Here is a 24325-nt window from a genome sequence, read left to right on the forward strand (position 1 = left end):
TGCCAACCTCCGTCGAACTCAGGGCGGCGGTAGCGGTACAGGTCCAGACCACTGGTGGGTCACTGTAAGTCCCCGGCCGGTCGCGGACAAGGGCCGGCTCCTTGACGACTTTGTTTGTCACTGCTTGGCTCAGGGGATGCAGGACGTCGAAGTGATCGAGGACCCCGCCGTCGCGGCGGCCGCGCTGGACCCGGTGCGCGCCCGCCTGCTGGCCGCGCTGACCGAACCGGCGTCCGCCGCGGCGCTGGCCGCCAAGGTCGGCCTGACCAGGCAAAAGGTCAACTACCACCTGCGCGCGCTCGAAACGCACGGCCTGGTCGAACCCGCCGGGACCCGGCAGTGGGGCGGCCTCACCGAACGGCTTTTCGCCGCCACCGCCGGCGCCTACCTCGTCTCCCCCGCCGCCCTCGGCGCAGCCGGCTCCGCCCGCGTGAAACCGGACCGCCTGTCGGTCAGCTACCTGCTGGCCGTCGCCGGCCGGACCCTGCGCGAGGTCGCCGGGTTGACCCGACGCGCGGCCCGCGCGGGCAAACCGCTCTCGACGCTGACCCTGGACACGGAAATCGCCTTCGCCTCCGCCCGCGACCGATCCGCGTTCACCGACGAACTCACCGCTCTCGTGACCGACCTCGTCTCCCGCTACCACAACGAATCCGCCCCCGACGCCCGCCTGCACCGGCTCGTCGTCACCGCGCATCCCAAGCCCGCCGAGTAGTTCATCCGAACAGGTGTTCGATTGTCGTGTAGCCTGGAGGCATGAGTCAGGCATTTCAGGGCTCGCTGTTCGGTGCCAGCGGGCCGGCCACGCTGGGCCCGCTGTCCGGCATACAGCGCACCGAACTGGGACAAGGCGCGTGGATCGACGTGCTGCCCGGATGGCTCGACGGCTCGGACGAGCTGTACGAGCACCTGGCGGCCGAGGTCCCGTGGTACGCGGAACGCCGCCAGATGTACGACCGAGTGGTCGCCGTGCCGCGGCTGCTGTGCTTCTACCGGGAACACGCACCGCTGCCGCACCCAGTCCTCACCGAGGCCCGGGAGGCACTCTCCGCCCACTACGCGGCTGAACTGGGCGAACCGTTCCGCACGGCCGGGCTCTGCTACTACCGCGACGGCCAGGACAGCGTCGCCTGGCACGGCGACGACCTCGGCCGCGGCCGGACCGAGGACACCATGGTGGCGATCCTGTCCGTAGGCGCGGCCCGGCACCTGGCACTGCGCCCGAGAGGCGGCGGGGAATCGGTGCGGTACCCGCTGGGACACGGGGACTTGATCGTGATGGGCGGATCCTGCCAGAGGACGTGGGAACACGCGATCCCGAAAACGGCCCGCGCGGTAGGGCCGCGGATCAGTATCCAGTTTCGGCCGAGAGGGGTGCGCTGAGGTGAGAAGCCCGGCGAACGCGGTACCGTGACGGGTTCCGAGCACCTGCGTGGATTTGGTTCGACCGCGTCGCCTCGCCCATCACGGGTGCGCAGTCGGTTCGGTTAGTCCGCCTCGTGCGTTCCTGAGCGCACCGCGGATTCCACCGCGGGCCCTGGCGCACCGCCTCGTACGTTCCGCGCCGCAGATTCGACCGTGCCGCCGTGAACCCACCCGCACGCGGTCCGTCCAATCGGAGCATCTCAAGCGCCGCCGATTCAACCGGGCGGCCGTTCACATCACCCGCGCTCCGCAAGTCGGACGGAGCCATCTCGCCCACCCGTGAGCGCGCGGCCGATCCAACCGTCCACTGTCCCGAACAGCTACGGCACCGGTGCGGCGAGTGCCGAAGCCATCCACGGGCCGAATCCGCCGCATCCCGACGGCAGGCGACCAACCGCGCCGACCCAACCGCGGGCGAACCAGTCCCCAGCCGACCGACCCCGAGGCACCCACCCCAGCCGCCTCGGCCGTCCAGCAAGCCGAGATCAGTCCACCAGCACCGGCAACGAATCGAGCCCGTACACGATCGACACCTTCCGGAACGCCAGCTCCTCCGGCTGCACCGCCAGCCGCAGGTTCGGGAAGCGCCGGACCAGGGCCGGGTACGCCGCCCGCAGTTCCATCCGGCCCAGTTCCGCGCCGATGCACCGGTGGATCCCGTACCCGAAGGCCAGGTGCGAGGACGGCTCGCGGGTCGGGTCGAAGCGGTCCATGTCGCCCTTGCCGAGCACCGGGTCGCGGTCCGCGACCGACAGCGACACCAGCACGATGTCGCCCTCGCTGATGTGCACGCCCGCGATGTCCATGTCCTGTTTCGCGAACCGCGGGAACGCCATCTGGACCACCGTCAGGTAGCGCAGCAGCTCCTCGACGAACCGGTGCACCGAATCGTCGTCGCCCCGGACCGCGTCGAACGCGGCCGGGTCGCGCAGCACCACCAGCGCGCCCAGCGCCAGCATGCTCGCCGTGGTCTCGAGGCCGCCGGTCAGGATGCCGTCGGCGAGACCGGCCAGTTCGCGGTCGTCGATCTCGTCGCCGTGCTCCTTGATCAGCATGCCGAGCAGGCCGTCGCCGGGCTGCTCGCGCTGTTTGCGCACGATCTCCAGCAGGTACCCCAGCGATTCCGAGATCGCCCCCAGCGACGCGCCCGCGCCGCTGAACAGGTCGAACCGCGCGGTGCTCAGCCGCTGGAAATCCGCCCGGTCCTCATAGGACACGCCGAGCAGCTCGCAGATCGTGAGCGAGGGAATCGGCAGCGCGAACTGCTCCCACAGGTCCACCGGCCCGTCCGCGGCGGCCATCGCGTCCAGCTGGTCCGCCACGATCTCGTCGATCCGCGGCGTGAGCCGGGAAAGCCGGCGCATCGTGAACTCGGGCGTCAGCAGCTTCCGCAGCCGGGTGTGGACCGGCGGGTCGGCGAATCCGAGACCGCCCGGGTTCTGGTCCTCGGTGACGCCCGCGTTGCCGACGAGGTTCGTGAAGTCGTTGCTGAACTCCGTGCCCTTCCCGAGGACGGCCTTGGCCTCCTCGTACCCGGTCACGAGCCAGGCGTTCATCCCGAACGGCAGGTCCAGCTTGCTGATCGGCGCCTCGCCGCGCAACCGGCCGAGGTCCGGCAGCGGGTCGAGCCCCTGGCGGCGCAACGGCTCCAGCGCCGAATCCGGCAGCAGCGCCATCTTCTCGAGATCGAAACCGCGCTTCTGCTGGCGGGCGATGTACCGGCGGCCGGCCCAGGCGAGGATGCGCGAACGGAGACTCCCCATGGCCGCGACAGTACCGCAACCACCCCTTCCGCCGGTCCTGGGCGGAGACGCCCGTCACCCCGAGGCCAGCGCCGGTCCACAGTGGACTCCCGTCACCCGGTCAGGCGACGGACCCCCGGGAATTGTCAGACCCCGCGGACAGAATGGCCCGCATCACCCGCGACCAGCACGAACTGCGTGACCGGCCGGTCGCGTGCGGTGAAAGGACGAGACGGCACCGCGAGTCCCGTGAGAGGCTCGCAGAGAAAGGGAGGAACCGGACATGACTGCGGCGCTGATCGGGCGGGCCCACCCCGCCGCGACCTTGCGTGCGCAGCTCTCGCGCGCCAAGGCCAGCCACGGCGGCCTCACGCTGGTCGCCGGCGAGGCCGGAATCGGCAAGACCACGCTGGTCAGCGCACTGGCCGACGACGCGCGCGAGGCAGGCGCGCTCGTCCTCGGCGGCACCTGCTGGGAGTCCGGGGCCGCGCCCGGCTACTGGCCGTGGGTCCAGGTCATGCGCTCGCTGCGGCGGGAAGCCGCGCCGCACGAATGGGCCGTCGCGAGCTCGCCGACGCTGTCCGCGCTGCTCGGCGAAACCCCCGAACCGCCCGCCGACGACGGGTTCCAGCTGCCCGACGCGGTCACCCGAGCGCTGGTCGCGGTGGCCCAGGACCGCCCAGTGACGGTCATCCTCGACGATCTGCACTGGGCCGATCCGGCGTCGCTGCGGCTGCTCGAATTCGCGGCCCGGCACACCTGGTTCGAGCGGCTGCTGCTCATCGGCACCTACCGCGACGTCGAGGTGGACGCGCCCGGCCACCCTCTGCACGAGCTGATGCTGCCGCTGGTCGCCAAGGCGACCACGATCACGCTCACCGGCCTGGACGAAGCCGGGGTAGCCGAGCTGATGAGCCGCACCGCGGGCGCGGATCCGGGTGCCGAGCTGGCGTCCGAGGTCCACCGGCGCACCGGCGGCAACCCGTTCTTCGTGGAACAGACAGCGCGGTTGTGGCGCAGCGGAAGCACGGTGTCCGCAGTCGCGCCCGGAGTCGCCGACGCCCTCCAGCGGCGGCTGTCCCTCCTCCCCCGTCCAGTCACCGAACTGCTCACCAACGCCGCGGTGCTCGGCCGCGAGTTCTCGCTCCAACTGCTCGCCGCCACCGCCGGCGCGCCCGCCGCACAGGTCGACCACCTGCTCGCCCGCGCCGTAGCCGCCCGGCTGGTCCTCGCGCTCGGCGAAGGCCGCTTCTCCTTCGCGCACGACCTGGTACGAGAATCGAGATACGCCGAGCTGACGCCCGCCGAAGCACAACGCCGGCACGCGGCGGTCGTGCGCGCCAGCGAGCACACGCCAACCCTGATCGGCGTCGCCGAGCGGGCCCGGCACGCCTATCGCGCCCATACCGAGCTCGAACCGAAGCACGTCGTCCGCCTGCTGCTCGCCGCCGCCAAGGACGCAGCCGCCCGGATGGCCTTCGAGGAATCCATCGCACACCTGCGCCGAGCCCGGGAAAGAGCGGCCGACGAACGCAGTCAAGCAGTCGTCGCGCTGGAATTGGCCACCACGCTGTGGCGCTTCGAGGAGAAAGACGAGGCCTGGCTTCTGTGCGAGGAGGCCGTCGCCCTGGCTCGCCGCCAGGACAACGCAAACCTCCTCGCCCGCGCCGCCCTCACCCTGTCTAAATTCGGCACGAGCGGGGCACGGCGCGAGTTCACCGCTGAAGTGCTCCGCGAGGCACACGAAAAACTCTGCGGCGGCAACGCGTCCGAACCTCTCTCGCTGGACCGCATCCGGCTGGAACTCACCGCCCGCGCCGCGATCCTCGCCCGAGACGACGAAGACGACGACGCGCTGGCGTTCTCCTTGTGGGCAAGACACGACGCGATCTGGGGCCTGGGCAGCAGCGCCGAACGCGAGCGGCTCACCGATGAGCTGACCGCCATCGCGAGACGCACCGGCGACCGGGAGACCGAGTTCTTCGCGGCCTCGCTGAAGTGGGTCGCGATGCTGGAACAGGGAGATCCGCGATACCTGGACCAATTCCAGGTGTTCCGAGGGATCGCCGACGAAGGCGTACGAGCGGCGAAACTGGCGGAAGCGATCGACCGCAGCATCATCTGCACCTTCCGCGGCCGCTTCGCCGAAGCCGACGCGGCACTCGCGGAGGCACTGGCCGCCCCGGAAATCTTCGGCAGCAACGATTACGGCTATATGCCCGACCAGTTGCGCTGGAGCGCCCTGCTCGTACAAGGCCGATTCGCCGAAGCCGCCGACCTCGCCACAAAGGTCGCCGATTCCGGTTTCCCGCACCCAGCGCTCCTCCGCACCCTGACCGCCGCGTTGGCGGGCGACGCAGCCACCACCCGATACGAACTGTCCGAAGCACACGCAGAGGGCCCGTACGCCCGCACTTTCACCCCGCTATGGCTGCGCTGCCAGGCCCAAGCCGCCGTAGTGCTGAAAGACCGCACCGCGGCAGAACGCTTGCTGCGCGAACTCTCGCCACACCGAGGAGAATGGCTGGTCTCCCTGTACGGCTGCGAATTGAGCGGCCCGGTAGACCTGTGGACCGGCCTGCTGCACAGAACCCTCGGCGACCACGAAACCGCCGCCGCGCATCTCACTGCCGCCGCCCGCTCCGCGGACCGGTTGCGCGCCCGTCCGTGGGCCGTCGAAGCCCGCAACCACCTGGCAGCCACGTTGCGAGACCTAGGCGACACCGACCGCGCGACCGCATTGGCCGACGCCGTCACGGCCGAAGCAGCCGAACTTGGCCTGCACCACATCACCGCCCGCCCCGAGCCCTCGCCGCCGCCCGTGCCCGCCAACGAATTCCACCGCACCGACGCGGTCTGGACCCTGCGCTTCGCCGACCGCGAAGTCCGCATGCCCGACGCGAAAGGCCTGCGAGACCTGAATTTCCTGCTGAGCAGACCAGGAACCGAAATCCCGGCCGCACAACTGCTTTCCCCGGACGGCGGACGAGAATCGGAAGCCACCCGAACCTTCAGCGGCGACCCCATCCTGGACGACACCGCGAAAGCCGCCTACCGCCGCCGCCTGGACCAACTGGACGAAGCCATCGACACCGCCACCCTCCGCGGCGACGACGCCAAAGCCGCCGCCCTGGACCACGAACGCGCCGCCCTGCTGGAGGAACTCCGAACGTCCACCGGCCTGTCCGGCCGTACCCGCCGCCTCGGCGACGAAACGGAACGCGCCCGCAAAGCCGTGACCGCCCGCATCCGCGACACCCTCCGCAAACTGAACGACCTCCACCCGGAACTGGCCGACCACCTCCGCAACACCATCACGACCGGCTCGTCCTGCAGCTACCAACCGGACACACCCATGACCTGGCGTTTGTAGCCAGCGCGCCCGCCAGCCCCGGACCGGAACCGCAGCCGCCTCAGCAAGGAGGGGAAGGAGAGAGAAGGAGACAAACCGCACCACCGCACGGCCATTGCCGTGGACGTGCGACCGCAGTTCACCATCTCGGCCGACCACCGACCGCGGGGTGAGCGCGCATTTCCGCTGCCCGCGAGCCCGCGAGCAGCCCGAGCGCGAGCACCAGCACGTCGCGTTCCGGCCAGGGATCCACCACCGCACCGCCGCACCGCCGCACCACCGCACCGCCGCACCGCCGCACCGCCGCACCACCGCACCACCGCACCACCGCACCACCGCACCACCGCACCACCGCACCACCGCACCACCGCACCACCGCACCACCGCACCACCGCACCACCGCACCACCGCACCGAAGGGAGGAGACCAAACAGGAGCAGACCGCGCCAGGGCCCAGCGAGACAATCCGACCGCCAGCCGGAGCGGCGAGCGCCCCACGCACCCATCTGCCAGAACGAACCGCGGCCGCCCAGCAAAGCCCGGGGCTGTGCGGCAGGACGTGCTGCCCGACCACCGCATGAGGAAACCAGCGGAAGGAGGCTAGGCAAAGTAGCGACGCGAAGGCGGCGAGGGACGCCGCGAAACCGAGCCGAGTGATGGTGAGGCTGTCTGAGCGGGAGGCGGAAATTCCCGCACCCGCCAGCGGAGCGATTGCTAGGGACCGAGCGATTGCCAGGGGAGAAGCGATCGCGAGGGCAGAAGCGATCGCGAGGGCAGAAGCGATCGCGAGGAGCGGAAAACTGGCATCGGCGAGGTTGTGGGAACGTGGCCGCGCCGTGCGCCAGCCGCTGAGTCGTCCAAGGCCGCGCTCGTTCCGCCCGGCTCAGGCAACCAGACCGGACTGCCGCTGGCCGAACCCGCGAAGCGTAAGCCGTTCAGGCTTACGGGTGCGGCAGTGCGCCGTTCGTGTATCCGAAACCGCGCAGTCCGAGCGCCGAAGCGGCGGTGTTGGCTAGGCTGGCCGTCCGCGTTGACGTCGAGGTCGTGGAGGCCGCGGGCTGATATGGCAGGCACACCAGCACCCACCGACTCCGGTTATCTCGGTTCAGCAGGCGGGACTTCGTGCCATGTGGTGCGCACGCAGCATCCGTGGGAAACCGGCATCGATGCGGTCGCGGTGTCCGTCGGCGGGACGCTCGGCAGTCTTGGCCGCGCCGTCCGGGAGGAGTATCCGGACGCGGGCTGGGATTCGGTCGACTACGACGCGGTCGTGCCCGAGCGGCCGTTCCTGCTGGACCTCCGCGGCGCCGGCCGGGGTCCGCTGCGGTTCGCCGTGCTCGTGACGCCGCATGAAGACGGGGCGTTCGGTCTGCCGTCTTTGACGGCGATCTCTGCCGCCACCGACGCCGGTATCCGGTTCGCGGCGAGCGCGAACGTGGTCGCACTCGGGTTGCCGCTGCTGGGCACTGGCGACCTCGGGCTTGGGGAAGCGGAAGTCGCCGCGGTAGCGGTTCCGGCGGCGATCAAGGCTCTCCAAGAAACCAGCGGGCTGCGCAGTCTTGTCTTCGTCTGCAACTCCGAACCCGCCGAAGACGCGATCCGCGCGGCTTGGCAGCAGGCGGGAGGCCTGCGGTTCTCCGCGGTCGAACTGGCCGGCGGCATCTCCAACGACCTGGTCGATCCGACCCGCGGCATCCCGCTCGAGCGCGACCGGCTCGGTGTCGCGCCCTACGTGTCGATGCTCGCGACAGTGATCGCCGACCGGAGCACGCTGCCGCCGCTGTCGGTCGGGGTGTTCGGCGAATGGGGGTCCGGCAAGAGCTACTTCATGGGCCTGATGCGGAACGAGGTCGACCGGCTCGCGGGGTCGGGCAATCCGGCTTACTGCGGCGAGATCGTCCAGATCGGGTTCAACGCCTGGCATTACGCGGACCGCAATCTGTGGGCCAGCCTCGGCGACGAGATCTTCCGCCAGCTCGCCGGTCCGGGACCGAACGCGCAGCAGCGGCGCGAGCAACTGCGCGAGGAACTCTCCAAACGGCTTGATCAGGTCACCGAACTCGAGGACGCGAAGCGGCAGGCGCAGGCGACCGCCGCGAAACTTCAAGCGGACGTCGACAAAGCCGCCTTGAGCCGAAAGGACACCGCGCGAATCCTGATTCGGGCGTTGGCTGGCAGCCGGGAAGTGTGGCAGCGGCTCGGGATTCAGGACGAGGCCGAGCAGGGGGCGCTGCTCGTCGAGCAATTGCGCGGCACGTTGTCCGAAGCCGAGGCGTTGCGCAGATCGCCGAGAGGGCGCTGGGGCCGAGCAGCGCTGATCGTGTCCGCGGTCATTTTGTTCGCCGGGTTTTTCGTCGCCGCGATCATGCCGGTGGCGCGGGAATGGCTGGCCGGGGTCGGCGTCGCATTCGCCGCGGCGGCGGGCACTGGGATCGCGTTGCTGAGCCGCGCCCGGGCGGGGTTTCGGGAGTTGCGCGAACTCAGCGAAGATCTCCGGCGCGGAATCGACCGGGGTGCGAGCAGGATGCTCGCACCCGAGGTGTCCCGGATGCTCGAGGAGCTCCGCCGGGCGGAGACCGATCAGCGGGTCGCCGAGGCTCAGCTGGAAGAAGTGGTGGCGCGGGTCGGCGAACTCGGCCGGGAGCTGACCGAGCTGACGCCGGGCCGCAATCTTTACGCGTTTCTCGCCGATCGCGCGCACGGCGATTCCTACCGGCGCGACCTCGGGCTGATCTCGACCATCCGGAAGGATTTCGAGCAGCTGGTCGAACTCATGGCCGATTGGCGCGCGCACCCCGGCTCCGGCGGCACGCCGATCGACCGGATCGTGCTGTACATCGACGACCTCGACCGGTGCAGCGCCCGCCAGGTGGTCGAGGTGCTGGAGGCGGTGCATCTGCTGCTCGCCCTGGAGCTGTTCGTGGTGGTGGTCGGCGTCGACCCGCGGTGGCTGACCCGGTCGTTGCACAGCCGCTACGACGGGATGCTCGACGATGCGCCCGACGCCGGCCGGCTCGCTTCGCCGGAGGACTATCTCGGGAAGATCATCAATCTGCCGTTCGTGCTGCCCACCATGTCCGAGGGGAGCCTGCGCCGGCTGCTGCGGTCGCTGACCGACGACCGCCTGCTGGAACCGGCGGGCGAGGAACGGCCGCGGACGCAGCGGATCCCTTCCCCGGCCAAAGCGCTCCCGGACCTGGTCCCCCAGATCGAGGAAGGGTCCGAAGTAGACAGTCAGAGCCGTCCGGAACGAGCCGCGGACCCGCCGCGTCCGCTCACGCCCGCGGAAATCGACCTGTTGTCCGAACTGGACCTGCTGATCAGCACGCCGCGCGAGGCGAAACGGCTGTTCAACCTGTACCGGATGCTTCGCGCGACCCGGGATCTGTCCGAGGCGTCGCGTTTCCTCGGCGACGACACCACGCCTGGCGACTACCAGGCGGTGGTGGCGTTGCTCGGGCTGTTGACCGCGCCGGGTCTCGTGCTGGAAAAGGCGCTGGACACGCTGCCGGACCCGGACCGGTCGGTCACCGGCGGCCTCGTACACCGTGCGCCGGACGCCGCCTGGTCCGGGTTCGTGGCCGATTGCGCACCGCGGCGGCAGGGCGAGGTCTGGCGGAATCCCGTCGCCGGAACGCTGTGCGACAACGAAGTGCGGGATTGGCGTCAGCTCCATCGCGGACTCGCGCACGTGTCGGCCACGCTGCGCATCGACACGCTTTCCCGTTTCCAGCACTGGGTTCCGGCGGTCCGCCGGTTCTCTTACGTGCTCTCCCCCGCGACCTGAAGCCGAGGCCGGGAGGCCGTCCGGTTCGCAGCCGGACGGCCTCCCCCGACGCCGGGTCATTTTCGGTTGTACAGCCGCATGGTCAGCGTCCCGAACACCGCCGTCAGCGCGGCCGCCGCGATCAGCGTCCACGTGATGGCGCCGCCGTCCCAGGTCCCGGACATCATCGAGCGCACCGCGGTCACGAGGTGGCTGATCGGGTTGGCCGAGACGCCGGCCTGGAGCCAGCCGGGCATGGTGGACGGGTCGACGTAGATGTTGCTGAGGAACGTCAGCGGCATGATCACCATCATGCTGACGCCCATCACCGACTTTTCGGACCTCAGCAGCAGCCCGAACATCGTCCACACCCACGACAGCCCGAACGAGAACACGAGCAGCAGCAGGACTCCCGCGGCCACGCCGCCGACCCCGCCGTCCGGGCGGAAGCCCAGGATCAGGCCGACGACCATGATCACCACGGACGCGATCAGGTACCGCAGCACGTCGCCGAGGAGGTAGCCGATCATCGGGGCGGGCCGCCAGATCGGGAGGGTGCGGAACCGGTCGAACACGCCCTTCGCGATGTCGGTGTTCACCGCGACGCCGGTGTACATCGTGATCATCACGACGCTCGACGCGAGGATGCCCGGCAGGAAGAACTGCAGGTACTGCGTCGGCGAACCGGCCAGCGCGCCGCCGAACAGGTAGGTGAACATCAACGTCATCATGATCGGGAACGCGGTGACGTCGAACAGCTGTTCCGGCACGTGCTTGATCTTCAGCACCGCCCGCCAGCCGAAGGAGAACGACGCGGACAGCGCGCTCGGCCGCGGCGGCCGTTCGGTGGCGAGCAGGACCGCTGCCAGTTCGTCCGGCTTCGGGGCCGCGAGGTCGAGATCGGGTTCCTTGACGGTGGTCACGCCGCCTCCTCGGTGGCAGTGCGGTCGGTGAGGGCCAGGAAAACCTCGTCGAGGCTGGGCTGGCCGAGCGAGAACGTGTCGACGATGACGCCGGCCTTCGCGAGTTCCGCGAGGGCACGCGACGCGCGGTCGGCGGCGGCCTCGTGCGCCTCGGACGACAGCCGGGCGGTGATCGCGACCGGGTCGGGATCCAGTTGCACGGTGGCCGACAGCGAGCGTTCCAGCAGTTCGGCGGCGGTCGCGCGCTGATCGGCGTCGCGCAGCCGCAAGTGGACGGCTCCGACCCCGACGGAGGCCTTCAGCTCTCCCTTGGTGCCCTCGGCGATGACGCGGCCGTGGTCGATGACCGCGATCCGCGACGCCAGCTGGTCGGCCTCGTCGAGGTACTGCGTGGTGAGCAGGACGGTGGTGCCCTGCGCGACGATCGCGCGGACGATGTCCCACACCTGGTTGCGGCTGCGCGGGTCGAGACCGGTGGTCGGCTCGTCGAGGAACAGCAGGTCCGGCGTGTTGAGGATGCTCGCGGCGATGTCGAGCCGCCTACGCATGCCGCCGGAGTAGTTCTTCACCTGGCGGCGCGCGGCGTCGGTGAGCCCGAACGCCGCGAGCAGCTGAGCCGCCCGATCGCGCGCGGCACCGCCGCGGTGGCCCAGCAGTTTGCCGAGCAGGACCAGGTTTTCTTGCCCGGTCAGGTCTTCGTCGACCGAGGCGTACTGGCCGGTGAGGCTGACCCGGCTGCGCACGGCGTCCGCCTCGCGCACCACGTCGTGGCCGAACACCCGCGCCTCGCCGCCGTCCGGGCGGGACAGCGTGGCGAGCATCCGGACCGTGGTGGTCTTGCCCGCGCCGTTGGGCCCGAGGACGCCGTAGACGGTTCCGGCGGGCACCACGAGGTCGACCCCGTCGACCGCCCGGGTCTCGCCGAACACCTTGACGAGCCCGGAAGTCTCGATCGCCGGTTCCCCGGCAGCGTTGCTCATGTCTTTCCTTTCCCCTCAGTTCTTCATCCGCGATACGGCCGCGCGCGCCGGCCGTCGCGCAGCGCGAGGCCCCACCAGACCAGCTCGTCCAGCAAAGCAGAGGCCGCGTGGCCCGCGGATTCGCCGTGCGGGCCCGCGCCGGGGTCGCCGCATTCGTGCTCGAACAGGTCGAGACACACCGAATCCCGCACCGTCGCCGTGTGCAGTTCGGTGAAGACATCCCGGAGGTGCTCCACCGCGTAACGGCCGCCCGCGCGGTAGCCGTAGGAGACGAAGCCGACCGGTTTGGCCCGCCATTCCTCGTACGCGCAGTCGATCGCCTGCTTCAGCGACGCCGGGAAGCTGCGGTTGTACTCGGGCGTGACCACCACATACGCCTCGGCCGCCGCGATCCGCTTCGCGAACCCGGCCATGGCGGCCGTCGGCTCGGCGGGCAGCCGGGCCGGGATCGCGAACGTCGCGAGGTCGAGCACGTCGAGCACCACCCCGCCGTGCCCGGCGGCCCGCTCGACGAACCATCGGCCGACCTCGCCGCCGACCCGGCCCTCCCGGGTGCTGGCGACGAGCACGGCAACCCGCAGCTCCTCGTCCACACTTCTTGGGCGCCAGATCGGTGCGCGGGGGTGCCAGGTTGGATCTAGCGGGGGTTTTCGCTGGTCAGGAGGGTGGTGAGGGAGGGGAAGAAGCTTGGTGGCGGGATGAGGAGGGGCGGGGCGCGGAATGCGAGACAGGATCTGGCGGGCCCGGCGACGGGCCGGGAACCGCCGCGGCCGACCGCCGGATGCTCGACGGAGGCACCTGTGAGGGCGGGATTCGGCGGAGGTCTTCTGGCGCAGTGTGCAGGTGCCCGAGGTGAGGGCGTCGGCCGCCTGCTGTCCGACCGTGGTGGCGTCGACCAGCCGATGCGCGCCGTCGGAAGCGGTGGTGAGCTTGTCCCCGACGTCGGACAGCTCGCCGTAGATGCTGCGGACGTACGCCGCGTGGGCGGCGGCGTTGATCTGGTCCTGCAGCTCCGGCTGCACCACCTCGGTACCGCGGCACAGCGGCCGGCGCACCCCCGCCGCCGCCCTGCACGTCCGCCCCAACACACCGTCGACTACCGGCTCCGCAAGATCACCGACCTGACGGGCCTCGACCCCCACCAGGGTCGGGGACGCTGCCCTGTTCAGCGCTGCCGTCGCCGCCCACGCCCCCCGTGACCGCACTGCCGAACGAGGGAAGCCGCGCGAGGTGACATTCTCCGGCTTTCGCCCAGGGGACGACGTGCCGAGCCGCTGGCAGCCCTGGCGACGTCCGGAGCATCCGTTCGCCCGCACCCCGCCGCGCGGTCTCGCTCTGTCCGCTTCGGACGAGTGCCGAATTTCTCAGGAAAAGGCTGCCCCGTTGACGAATAGGACGACTTTCCGGCGTGTTCAGCATTATTTTCGTCGCCCGGTTCGGGTTTCGCCAGGTGTTGCCGTATCCTCCGCAGAGGAAGCCTATCTGGCGAGGGCAGAATGGCACCCGCAGTGGCCAAAGTCGCCATGGGTACCCGCTGCACCCCGGCGCTAAACCGGAATTGCGCGCGACAATGAAGGATATCTTCGGGAAATACGACTTCCGGAGAGAATTTCGCGTTTCATTGTGCAGCCTCGTCGGCGTTGTGCCACCTTCTTCGCATGACTGACTTGCCTGCTTACCCTTCCTCTTCCTCCGACCAGCCCGCGGAGCGCGCGGGCGTCCTCGAACGACCCGGAACGATCACCGGTGCGTTCTGGGCATTCGTCGCCGCGACGGCGGTCGGGGTGGTCGCCGCGGTGTTGCTGCTCTTTTCGAAAGACGCGCTGGTCGACGCGGCGCGCAGAGCCAACGGGCAGAACGCCCAGCAGCTCACGGACGCGCAGATCGACCAGGCGGCGACGATCGCCATCACGATGGGCGTGGCGATCGCGCTCGTGGTCGCGTTGCTGCACTTGCTTTTCGCGTTCAAACTGCGAGCGGGCCGCAACTGGGCCCGGATCGTGCTGACGGTGCTGACCGCCTTGCAGGTCCTTTCCTTGCTGTTCGGGCAGGGCACGGTGATCGGCTATGCCTCCGCCGTGTGCGGTGTCGTCGGCGTGGTGCTGTCGTTCCTGCCCGAGTCCAGCCGTTACATCGCCGAATCGAAAACTGTTCGCTGATCCTTGTTCCTCCGCGCCGCTTGCCGGCGCGGAGGGGCAAGCGGCCGGAGGACTTCGCGGTCGCCCAGGCCGACACCGGGCCGCCGACGTCGGGTCTGGCGAGCACGAGCGTCGTCGCCGTCGCGGTGTCGGCCTAGGCCGGGGTCGTGGCCGACTCCGGGGCAAGTGAGCTGACTCGCATGCCCTCGGGGCGCCAGCGGCAGTCTTGCCGAGCCGTTCGGCCGCGGGCAATTCCGGACCGAGGCGAAACCCGCCGGGCTTTTACCGGAAGAGACAACTCAGGCAGCATTCTTTCTGCCGAACTCGGGACCGAGCGTGCTTCGGCGGCGGCGCGAGCCACCGAAAGCCTTCTTTCGGAAACATGTCTTGTCCCGGACAGGGAAAGAGGCAGAAATGGATAATCGTGTCGCGGTCGGCGTGGTGGCGTTGCCCCGGGGCGACGGCGGCTTCCGCCGCTCCGCGCGGCGCGGTGAGCTTGCCCGCGACCGAGGTTTCTCCAGTCAGTTCGACGTCGTCCCGGGACGCCCGAGGCGGACGCGGCGCGCTGGCCGGAGACGGCACGGCGTTCCACGGGTTCAGCTCCCTGCAGAACCTCGTGGTCCAGTCGCACGGTTTCGATCTCGGAGGAGGGTTCCACGGCCGTCACCTTCAAGAGCCGGTGGCAGGTCTGCGACCTTCCGTCGCCGGACAGCTGGAGGGTGCAGGCAGTCCGCTTCAAGCACGACAGCAGCCGGAGCGTGCTTGAAGAGGTCTTCCACAGCGAGCAGCTGATCGACGTCAAATTCCGGGTTTCGGCCGCCAACCTGCGGGGCGTCTCCAGTCCGCGGATCGGTTTCGCGACGCTGCGGCTGCGACTCGACGACGAAGGACTTCACGGTCGTCAACGGAGCCCGCGGCGGGGCCAAGGACCAGGACACCAACGACGTGCCAGTGGGCTTCCAGCACCGGGAGTTCACGGCCAGCCGGAAACGCGTCAGCGACGGCGGCGAGTGGTGCGGGCCGCTGCCGGGCCAGTCGCCGCCGGAGCCAACGGCGCCTCGGCCGCCGCGGCGCACTTCCGCACCAACGGCGAACCGACGCTCGACACCCCCGGCTCCGCGACCGCCAAGGATTACCCGGTGAAGGACAGCGTCGTCGCCGGGATAGGTATGGGTTACGCCCGACCCCGGCTATGCGCGCGTGTTGCCCCACCGGTCGATCACCGCGGTTCTCGAGGACTTCCGGACGGGCGCCACCCTGGTCCATCACCAGACCTGACCCTCCAGCGGGCCGGGCAAGCTCAGCGGCGTTCGCGGGTGGCGTAAAGGAACAGCCGGATGCCCGTGATCCCGAGAACCAGGCAGGCGAGCATGGCACCGTAGAAATACGGCTGCGCGTCCTTGCTGATCGCGGGCACGTCGGTGATCTCGGTGATGGTGCCGTGCGTGACCTGGACCTCGGTGTCCGGGTGCGTGATCAGGAAGATGACCGCGGCGGCGAGCCCGGCGAAGAACACGATGCCCGCGCCGAGCCACCACCAGCGCAGCCGGGCCACCGGGTGCGGCGGGTTCCCGTCGTAGACGTCGGGCCGTCGCCGCTTCAGCGCGCGCACCAGTTCCTCGGGCTCGTCGGTCATTCCGGTGATGACGAGCTGCCGTTTGCCGTCGATTTCCACGTCGCACCAGTAGTCCGTGCGCAGTTTCAGCGCGAGCGGGTTCGAGGACTCTGTCTGGCGGAGGCGGATCGCGGTGATCCGGTCCCAGCTCCACTGCCGGACGCTGCGCTTGGTCCGGCAGGCGATGCCGTTCTCGTGGACGTCGACGCGTTCGCCCGGCCCGCCGCGGACCGCGACGGCGACGGCGTGGAGCCCGACGATCAGCAACGCGACCCCAAGCCCCAGAATGATGCCGAGGATACGGGCGACGGCCCGGTCGATCGGGAGCTGCGAAACCAGCAGTCCCAGCACCCCCGCGCCGGCGCCGAGCGCGCTCATGCCGAGCCCCACGCGCTGCCGGGCGCGGTTGTCGACGCGGTGCGTGCTGGTCAACGGGCCGAGATCGGCGACGGTGTCCACTGGGGCACGGTCCTCTCCGGGAGTGCGGTCGGCCACACGATACTGAGGGGACTTTCCGCGCACATCGGTATTTGTGACGGCAGGCCCGGGCCGAACGCCCTGTCGCTACGCGGCCGAGGCGGGCGCGGAGGGTGCCTCGGGCGGCGAAAACAGCCGGGTCAGCTGCCGGTGGTCGCGAGTTCTTCCGTCACCGGGGCCGGGGGAACGGCGGTGCGGGGCCGGGTGCCCAGCACGGGCATACGCGGCTCCAACGAGAAGCCCGCCGCCGACGAGGTTTCCCAGTCCGACGAACAGCAGGTTGCGGCCGAACGCGCCGGGCACTCCGTCGAGCAGGCCGAGCGAGAAGGTCGTCATGTTGGCGACCACGTGCTCGAATCCGGAGCTGACGAACGCCAGCAGGCACCAGAAGATCAGCGCCAGCTTCGCGCCGTCCGACTTCGTGCGCGCGGCCATCCACACCGCCAGGCAGACCAGGAAGTTGCACAGCACGCCGCGGAAGAACAGCGCGCTCGCGGATTCCGCGGTCTTCGCCTTGACCAGGCTCGCGAGCAGAGCCGCGCCGGGGCCGGGGGCACGACGGAGTCCGGGGCGCGAGAGCGAGGAACAGAACCCCGGCCAGCCAAAACCGCAACCAACCCAGCGAAACCCCAGCCAGAACCCTGGAACCCGTGACCGGCGAAGCGCACAACCAACCCCGCCGGTCACGGAGTCTTATTCCTCCCTCAACGCCAGCGCCACCGCGCCCAGCAGTGAAGCGTCCTGGTCGAACCGCGCGGGGACCAACTCCGGCGGGAACGGCACCGCCGCCGCCAAGCGTTCTCGCAGGGCGGGAAGCAGTACGTCAGCCGATCGGACCAATCCGCCGCCGACGGCTATCCGGGCCGGGTCGAATGCGATCGCCAGGTTGGCCACGTGCATGGAAAGCTCGTCCAGCGCCGACGCGACCAATTCCTTCGCTTCCGTGTTTTCCCGGGCCAGTGCGAACAACTCCCCCGCCGTGACCGGGCGGCCGAGCAGCGCGGTTGCCCGCGTGCCCAGCCACCGGCCTCCGACGGCTTCTTCCAGCGGCGCCGCTCCGCTGGCGAAACCGTCGGTGTCTTGGGGGGTGCGCAGGTTGTACCCGATCTCCCCGGCCGCCCCGTTCGCGCCGGTCAGCAGGCGGCCGCCGACCAGTACCGCGGCGGCGATTCCGGTGCCCAGGGACAGGAACACCGCCGGGTCGGCTCCGGCCAGGGCGCCCCAGGTCCATTCCGCCAGCGCGGCGGCTTTCGCGTCGGTGCCGACGCTCACCGGCACGGCGGGGAAGGCCGCCGACACCAGTTCGGCCAGGCGGAGTTCTTCCCAGCCGGGCACGTTCGGGGCCAGCAGGATCCGGTCCGGCAGCACGATTCCCGGGCTGACCACGCCGATCGCGGCCGGCGAGGAGCCGGCGGCCAGCTCGGCGGCGGCCGTCAGCGCCCGCGTGACCACCTGTTCCGCGCCCGCTTCGGCGTCGGTGTCCAGGCGGCGCGTGGCCAGCAGCGTGCCGGTCCGGTCGGACAGACCCAGCGCCACTTTCGTGCCGCCGAAGTCGATGCCCAGGATCAGGTCGTCCGATGTCACTCGCGGGTCCCCTCGATGACCGGCGGGACAGCGTCCTGGCTGTCCCGGTGCGGACCGGCCGGGACCACGACCCGGCCGGTGTTGAACCCGTCGACACTGACGGTCGGGGCCGCGCCGTGGAGGTCGGCGGCCCGGTAGCGGACGGTCAGCGTCTGCGACTGGCCCGGCCACAACGTGATGTCGTTGTCGTCCCAAAGCGCAGCGGGCAGCTGCGACCCGTCAGTACTGCGGCGCAGATCCGCGCGCAGGAAGAAACTGACCGCGGAGGTTTTCGACGTGTTCGCAACGGTGACCGTCGTCGCGGTGTCCGTGCCGTCCGGGCCGCGCGACGGGCGGGTGGACGCGGTCACGGCGACCTGCGACTTCGGCAGATCGCGCAGTGCGGTGAAATCACCGTACTGGCTCATCGTCGCTTGCGGATTCTGCAGCGTCTTCGCCCAGTCCACGACGTCCTTCTGGGTGGACATCCAGTAGACGTTCCGGTCCACGACCTTCCCGCCCTGCCGCACCTGCAGCTCCACGAAATACACCTGCGCCTTCGCCGGCGCCTTCGTCTCCGCGGGCACCTTCGGCTTCAGCAACCCAGTCGCGACGCCTTGGCTGTCCAGCGAAACCGCCGGCGCGGTTTGGTCGTCGAGGACCTTGCCCGCGGTGTCGTACACCTTGGCCTGCACGGAAATCCCGTTCTGCCGCGCGGCGCCCAGGTTGGAGAGCGCGACCGTGCCGGCGTCATAGGCGTACAGCGCGTGCAGCGGCTTGTTCGCCTTCTGCGCGCCGAAATACGCGCCCGGCTGGTCGCCGTCGTTGTTGTACAGCGCCCACAGCAGCGTCGGCCAGCCCTTGTTCAGCTGCCAGTACACCACGCCGGTCGACGGGTTCTGCTTGTCGTTGGCGTGCGCGAGGAACGCCTCGAACTGCGAACGGGTGTTCTCGTAGTTCGCGATCTGCGCGGATTCCACATAGGACTCCAGCGAATCCCATTCGCCGTACCGGCGGGCGATCGACTCGTCCAAGGTGTACAGGGTGCCGAACTTGTAGCCGCCGTGCCCGGACTCGTAGTTCGCATGATACTGGTTGTAACCCGGGTCCTGCCACAGCTTCGCCTGCTCCTCCGGCGACAGGAACCGGCGGAGCGAATCCAGGGTCGGGACGGTGTGCCCGGCGCTCTGTTCGCTCGCGAAACCCCAGGCGCCGCCCGCGTTCGTGCGGCTCGGGTCGGTCTTGTCGAAGGTCGACGAGTCGTACCAATAGGTCGGCGGGACCCAGTCGTACGGGCCTTCCTTCTCCCCCGACGGGCCGAGCGTCTTGGTGCTCTTGTACTCCGCCGACGCGATCACCGGCACGTCCCAGTCGGCCGCCTTGAACGCGTTCAGCGTCTCGGTTTCCTGCCGAGGGATCGGCTCGTTGTCGCTCCAGCCGTAGGTGATCACGCTGGGGTGGCTGCGTTCGGCCCGCGCGATCGAGTACGCGGAATCGTGCATGATCCGGTAGTCGCGCTCGGTCAGTTTCTCCAGATGTTCCGGCTGCCAGGCGTCGCAGCACATGAATCCGCCGAGCACGAGCAGTCCGGCGCGGTCGGCTTGTTCGTAGAAGTCCGCGGGCATGTCGTGGCCTTCGAGGCGGACGCCGGACAGGCCCAGGTTCTTGATCAGCGCGAGCTGGTGCGCGATGTCGGCCTTGTCGTAGCGCAGGAACAGGTCCGGGGCGAAACCGCCGCCGCGGAACACGAAGTCGCGGCCGTTGATCGCGAACTTCCGCGCGCCGTCCGGCAGCGCCGGGGACTTGCCGATCAGCTTCGACGTCACCGTCCGGATCCCGAACGTCTCCGACGACGACGTCGAGACCACGCCGCCCTGCGAAACTGTCGTACCCAAGGTGTACAACGGCTGGGCACCCATCGAGTACGGCCACCACACCTGAGGCTTGACGATCTTCAACTGCGGGAACTTCGCCGGCGTGAACGTCACGGTTTGCTTGCTGTGCGCGGGAATCGTGACGCTCTGCTTCGCCACGATCGGCGCACCGCGGCCCGGCGGCGTGACGGTCGCGGTGACCTCGCCGGTCTGCGGCGTGTCCGCGTCATTGGCGACGTCGACCTTCGCGGTCAGCGAGGACGTCGACAGATCCGCCGCGTTGTCTTGCACGACGTGCGCGTTGTCGCCGCTCAGCGCGTCCGACAGCTGCAGCGTCGGCGGGAACTGCAGACCGGTGTTGTTGTCCGGCACGATCTGCGCCCAGTCGGCCTGGTCGAGCGTGTACATCGAATTCGGGTCGTTCGGGTACATCTTGACCGCGAGCGTGTTCTTGCCCGGCCGCAGGAGTTTCGTGACGTCGAAGGTGTGGCTCGCGTACGCGCCGCTCACCACGTCCTTGCCCGCGACGAGCGTGCCGTTCAGCCACACGTCGCCCTCGCCGACGACGCCCGGGATGGTCAGCTTCGCGTTTTTGCCCGGCCGGAACCCGGGGTTGAAATCGGTGCGGAACCACCACGGGTCCTTGAACTGCTTCGTGCCGACCGGTCCGCGCTTCGCCTGGTAGCCGAAGCATTTGCGCAGGTTGTCCGAGTAGAACACGTTCGGACACTTGCCGTTCTGCACCAGCGCGTTGATCTCGGTGCCCGGCGCGCCCGCGTCGTCCGGCTTCACCTTCAGCCAGCCGTGCGTCGGGTAACCCGGCCTCGACACCGCCGGTCCGTCGTCCTTGACCTGCGCGGTCGTCAGCACCTGCCAGCCGCCGAGGCCGATCGTCGACGGTCCCTGCGGGCGCGACGCCGCCGTTTCCGGCTGCTGCGCCGAAGCGGTGGCTGAAACGACGCCGGGAACGAGGACCAGCGCGGCGATCCCGGCGATCAGCGGTTTCCTCATGACTCCGCCCCCGCGGCCGGGGAGGCGAACGCCTCGCGGATTTCCTTGGGACCGAACGGCCACACCTTTTCCTTGGCGGCATAAAACGCGAAGGCGACGAGGCCGAGAACGATCCACGCGGCCGTGAGCCACTTCGACAGCGGCGTAGCGGAATGGAACACGTACACCCACCCGATACCCGCGATGATCGTCGGCACCGGATACAGCACCTGCCGGTACGGCCGCTTGAGATGCGGCTGCCGACGGCGCAGCACCACGATCGCCGCGACCTGCGCCAGCGACTGGATGATCACCAGCACGGTGACCGCCGCGTTGATCACGTCGGTCAGCGTGAACAGCGAACCGATCGCGGTGATCAGCCCCATCGCGAGCACGCCCGCGGTCGGGAGGTTCAGCTTGGGGTGCAGTGTACCGAACACCGGCAGGAACACCTTGTCGCGCGCGGCTTCGAACGGCACCCGCGACCCGCCGAGCAGCCCGGCGAACACCGAACCGACCGCGGCGATCACGATGAAGACGGTGACGATCTTGGCGGCCGCCGAACCCCACGCCTGCTCCAGCACCGACGACGCCACCGACGTCGCGCTCTTGATCGACTCCAGCGGCTGCGAGCCCAGAACGCCGACCTGCAGCAGGAAGTAGAGCGTCATGATGCCGAGGATCGAGAAGATGATCGAGCGCGGGAGCGTGCGGCCCGGGTTCCGGACCTCGCCGCCGAGGTACGCGCTCGTGTTGTAGCCGAGGTAGTCGTAGACGGCGATGATCAGACCCGCGCCGAGACCGGCCCAGAACGAGCCGCCCCAGCTGAAGGCTCCCGGGGTGAAGGCGAACGCCTGGTGCGCGTCGAAGTGCGTGAAGGCCGCGATGATCACCGCGAAGACGGCGAACAGCATGATCAGGAACAGCGCGGTGGTGAGCTTGCTGATCTGGCCGATCCGGCGGAACAGCGCGAGCACGATCAGCACGACGAGGCCGATGCCGACGAGTTTGCCCAGCGGGGTCACGCCGTCCGCGTCGGTCACGCCGGGCACCAGGTAGCCGAGGTACTGGACCAGCCCGATGATGCCGGTGGACATGATCAGCGGGATGAACAGCACCGCGCTCCAGGCGAAGAGGAACGGCATCAGCCGCCCGGAGCGGTACTGGAACGCCTCCCGCAGGTAGATGTAGGTGCCGCCGGCCCCGGGCAGCGCCGCGCCCAGTTCGGCCCACACCAGCCCGTCGGCGAGCGCGATGATCGCGCCGATGATCCAGCCGAACATCGCCTGCGGGCCGCCCATGGTCGCGACCATCGCGGGGATGGTGACGAACGGGCCGATCCCGCACATCTGCGTCATGTTGATCGCGGTCGCCTGCAGCGGCCCGATCCGGCGTTCGAGACCGGTCCGCGGAAGGGTCGCGGAGTCCCCCGGGCGGGAGGGTGAGCTCACGTCGTGCCTCCATCCAATAGTTAGTAAAGCTTCTTAACATAGAATGAACGGGGTGCGGAAGGGCTGCGTCCGGAAAGTTGCCGAAACCGGTGCGGGAGTGGGAGAAGGGGACGATGAGGCGCGGGTCCGGGGAGACGGCGAGTCCCGGCGGAAGCGGGCGCTCCGGCCGGACGGCCCCGCTGACCGGGAGCCGCCGCGGCGCGCCGGCCTGCGACGACAGCCGGAAAACGAGCTGACGGACGGCCCGCGCGGCTGTCAGACTGCTCGGGTGCCGAACTGGGGAGGTTCGCCTGATGTCGCAACCGATCTTGCGCACCGAGCGCATCCGGCTGGTCCCGTTGTCCGCCGGACATCTCGAGCACCTGGCCGAACTCTCCGCCGACCCGGAAGTGATGCGGTATCTGGCCGGCGTGCTGACCCGGGAGCAGGCGGCGGAAGAGCTGCGGAAGACCCTCGCCTACGCCGGCGGCGGCCTCGGGTGCTGGGCGGGTTTCGTCGAAGCCGGTTTCGCCGGTTTCTGGTCCCTGCGGCCGGGCGAATCCGCCGGGCAGGCCGAACTGGGGTACCGCCTGCACCGCCGGCACTGGCGTAAGGGACTCGCCAAGGAGGGCGGCCGCGAAATGCTCCGGCACGCGTTCCGCGACGTCGGGCTCGACCGCGTCTACGCCCGCACCGCGGCCGCCAACAAAGGCTCCCAGGCGACGATGGCCGCGATCGGGCTCCGGCACGTCCGGGACTTCGTCGCCGACCCGGAGTACTTCTCGCCCGGCGACGACCGCCACGCCGTCGAGTACGCCATCGGCCGCGAGGAGTGGGCGTAGCGGACACGTTCACCCCGGCGCGCCGCGGAGGCGGATGGCGCCGCGCCCCGGCGACCCCATATCGTTGCGCGGGCAGCCGTCCGGAGGTGGAACCCGAACCGTGCCCGACTACTACGCGGTACTCGGCGTGGGGAAAACCGCGTCCCCCACGGAGATCAAGGCCGCCTACCGCCGGCTGGCCAAGACGCTGCACCCGGACGCGGGCGGCACGGTCGGCACCTTCCAGCTGTTGCGCGAGGCCTACGACACGCTCGCCGACCCCCACCAACGCGCGCGCTACGACGCCGGCGTTCCGGCCGCCTCGGTGCCCAAACCCCGGCCGCGGCGGCGTTTCGGCGAGCAGCCCGGCTACCGGCCGGAGGCGCCGGACATCGATCCGGAAACCCTGGAGTGGTGGTCGTTCGCCGCCGCCGACCCGCGGATGCGGCACGGGCGGCGGCGCGGGCCGGGGCACACGCCGGTCGTCGCGGCGGTCGCGGGCGCGGTGCTGGTGCTGTTGCCGCTGCTCACCGGGATCGACTTCACGCCGCCGGTGCTGATCGTCTGGCTCGCGCTCACCGCGGGCACCGCGCTGCTCGTGCACCGGCTCGCCCGCGGCTTCCTGTCCGCGCGCCGCGCCCGGCACGAGTTCGCCGAGGAATTCGGCGCCACCGCGGTGTTCGGCTCCCCCGGCGCCGAAGACGACGAACTGGCCGAACGGCTCACCGCGGACCTGCTGGAGCGGTATCTGACCCGGCTGCCCGGCGCGCGCATCTTCCACGGGCTCGCCTGGCCGGGTTCGGTGTTCGCCGACGTCGACCACGCGGTGCTGTGCGGGAAACGGCTGGTGCTGGTCGAGTCGAAGCTGTGGCTGCCCGGGCACTACGAGACCGCCGAGGACGGACGGCTGCTGCGCAACGGCCGCCCGTTCCGCGGCGGCGGCAGCCAGCTGGAAGAAAGCCTGGAGCGCTACCGCGAACTGCTGCCCGGCGTCGCGCTGCGCGGCGCGATGATCGTGTACCCCAGCCGCGACGGCGAGGTCACCACCGCCGAACCGGACGGCGAACCCGGTCCGCCGATGACGCCGGAGCAGTTCCTGCACGAGATCGGCGGCTGGCTGTCCGCCGAACCGTCCACTGTGGACCACGACGCGCTGCGCACGGTGCGCGCGCAGGTCACCGGGTCCGGCCGGGCGGCCTGATTCACCCGGGGCATATCCGGCACGTGGC

General features: G+C 69.9%; 16 protein-coding genes and 1 pseudogene. 7 read left to right on the top strand and 10 right to left on the bottom strand.

The annotated features are described in order from the left end of the window. The first annotated feature begins 136 nt into the window (after positions 1 to 136). Together F9C12_RS09310 and F9C12_RS09315 are read left to right on the top strand one after the other, a co-directional pair. Positions 137 to 715 (top strand): ArsR/SmtB family transcription factor, encoded by a 579-nt coding sequence (locus F9C12_RS09310; protein ID WP_409181600.1) that lies wholly within the window; start codon positions 137 to 139, stop codon positions 713 to 715. 41 nt (positions 716 to 756) lie between these two features. Further along, positions 757 to 1383, top strand: a complete 627-nt coding sequence (locus F9C12_RS09315; RefSeq protein WP_409181601.1) for an alpha-ketoglutarate-dependent dioxygenase AlkB — start codon at positions 757 to 759, stop codon at positions 1381 to 1383. Between the two features lie 527 nt (positions 1384 to 1910). Here the strand turns inward: F9C12_RS09315 and F9C12_RS09320 are convergent. Next, complete coding sequence (locus tag F9C12_RS09320) at positions 1911 to 3188, bottom strand: cytochrome P450 (RefSeq protein ID WP_409465566.1); 1278 nt, start codon at positions 3186 to 3188, stop codon at positions 1911 to 1913. 262 nt (positions 3189 to 3450) lie between these two features. On the opposite strand from F9C12_RS09320, the gene F9C12_RS09325 reads away from it, so the two are divergent. Beyond that, a complete protein-coding gene (locus F9C12_RS09325) occupies positions 3451 to 6540 on the top strand; it encodes an ATP-binding protein (protein WP_409465567.1) in 3090 nt (1029 codons plus the stop codon). Positions 6541 to 6630: 90 nt separating this feature from the next. On the opposite strand, the pseudogene F9C12_RS09330 reads toward F9C12_RS09325, so the two are convergent. Then, positions 6631 to 6769, bottom strand: a pseudogene (locus F9C12_RS09330) (integrase); the annotation flags it as partial. An 882-nt stretch (positions 6770 to 7651) separates the two neighbouring features. Between F9C12_RS09330 and F9C12_RS09335 the strand changes: the two are divergent. Next, entirely contained in the window at positions 7652 to 10306 is a 2655-nt protein-coding gene (locus F9C12_RS09335; RefSeq protein ID WP_409465568.1) for a P-loop NTPase fold protein, read from the top strand. 56 nt (positions 10307 to 10362) lie between these two features. Here F9C12_RS09335 and F9C12_RS09340 read toward each other — a convergent pair whose 3' ends face one another. From F9C12_RS09340 to F9C12_RS09350, 3 genes are read right to left on the bottom strand one after another with little or no spacing between them, the layout of a single operon-like run. Beyond that, the gene (locus F9C12_RS09340; protein ID WP_409465569.1) at positions 10363 to 11208 is read right to left on the bottom strand and encodes an ABC transporter permease; all 846 of its coding nucleotides are present in this window, start codon (positions 11206 to 11208) and stop codon (positions 10363 to 10365) included. Next, positions 11205 to 12188, bottom strand: coding sequence for an ATP-binding cassette domain-containing protein (locus tag F9C12_RS09345; protein WP_409465570.1), 984 nt, complete (start codon positions 12186 to 12188; stop codon positions 11205 to 11207). Before F9C12_RS09345 ends, F9C12_RS09340 begins: the two co-directional genes overlap by 4 nt. Positions 12189 to 12211: 23 nt before the next feature. Beyond that, entirely contained in the window at positions 12212 to 12781 is a 570-nt protein-coding gene (locus F9C12_RS09350) for an NADPH-dependent FMN reductase (RefSeq protein WP_409181607.1), read from the bottom strand. 1065 nt (positions 12782 to 13846) lie between these two features. Between F9C12_RS09350 and F9C12_RS09355 the strand changes: the two genes are divergently transcribed. Then, positions 13847 to 14347: a hypothetical protein gene (locus F9C12_RS09355; RefSeq protein WP_409465571.1), complete on the top strand. Its 501-nt coding sequence runs from the start codon at positions 13847 to 13849 to the stop codon at positions 14345 to 14347. Between the two features lie 1279 nt (positions 14348 to 15626). Here F9C12_RS09355 and F9C12_RS09360 read toward each other — a convergent pair. The 5 genes from F9C12_RS09360 to F9C12_RS09380 form a co-directional block, all read right to left on the bottom strand. After that, a complete protein-coding gene (locus F9C12_RS09360) occupies positions 15627 to 16400 on the bottom strand; it encodes a hypothetical protein (RefSeq protein ID WP_409465572.1) in 774 nt (257 codons plus the stop codon). A 105-nt stretch (positions 16401 to 16505) separates the two neighbouring features. Then, positions 16506 to 17105: a formate/nitrite transporter family protein gene (locus F9C12_RS09365; protein ID WP_409465573.1), complete on the bottom strand. Its 600-nt coding sequence runs from the start codon at positions 17103 to 17105 to the stop codon at positions 16506 to 16508. A gap of 6 nt (positions 17106 to 17111) precedes the next feature. Next, the gene (locus F9C12_RS09370) at positions 17112 to 18002 is read right to left on the bottom strand and encodes an ROK family protein (RefSeq protein WP_409465574.1); all 891 of its coding nucleotides are present in this window, start codon (positions 18000 to 18002) and stop codon (positions 17112 to 17114) included. Further along, positions 17999 to 20866: a glycosyl hydrolase 2 galactose-binding domain-containing protein gene (locus F9C12_RS09375; protein ID WP_409465575.1), complete on the bottom strand. Its 2868-nt coding sequence runs from the start codon at positions 20864 to 20866 to the stop codon at positions 17999 to 18001. Before F9C12_RS09375 ends, F9C12_RS09370 begins: the two co-directional genes overlap by 4 nt. Beyond that, complete coding sequence (locus F9C12_RS09380) at positions 20863 to 22296, bottom strand: APC family permease (protein WP_409465576.1); 1434 nt, start codon at positions 22294 to 22296, stop codon at positions 20863 to 20865. The genes F9C12_RS09375 and F9C12_RS09380 overlap by 4 nt, the downstream gene beginning before the upstream one ends. A 293-nt stretch (positions 22297 to 22589) precedes the next feature. Here F9C12_RS09380 and F9C12_RS09385 point away from each other — a divergent pair, with 293 nt between their 5' ends. Next, entirely contained in the window at positions 22590 to 23117 is a 528-nt protein-coding gene (locus tag F9C12_RS09385) for a GNAT family N-acetyltransferase (protein ID WP_409465577.1), read from the top strand. Positions 23118 to 23217: 100 nt separating this feature from the next. Next, complete coding sequence (locus F9C12_RS09390) at positions 23218 to 24297, top strand: J domain-containing protein (protein WP_409465578.1); 1080 nt, start codon at positions 23218 to 23220, stop codon at positions 24295 to 24297. The last annotated feature ends 28 nt before the right edge of the window (positions 24298 to 24325 follow it).

The sequence above is a fragment of the Amycolatopsis sp. GA6-003 genome, assembly GCF_046267895.1.
In the GTDB taxonomy this organism is placed as follows: Bacteria; Actinomycetota; Actinomycetes; order Mycobacteriales; family Pseudonocardiaceae; genus Amycolatopsis.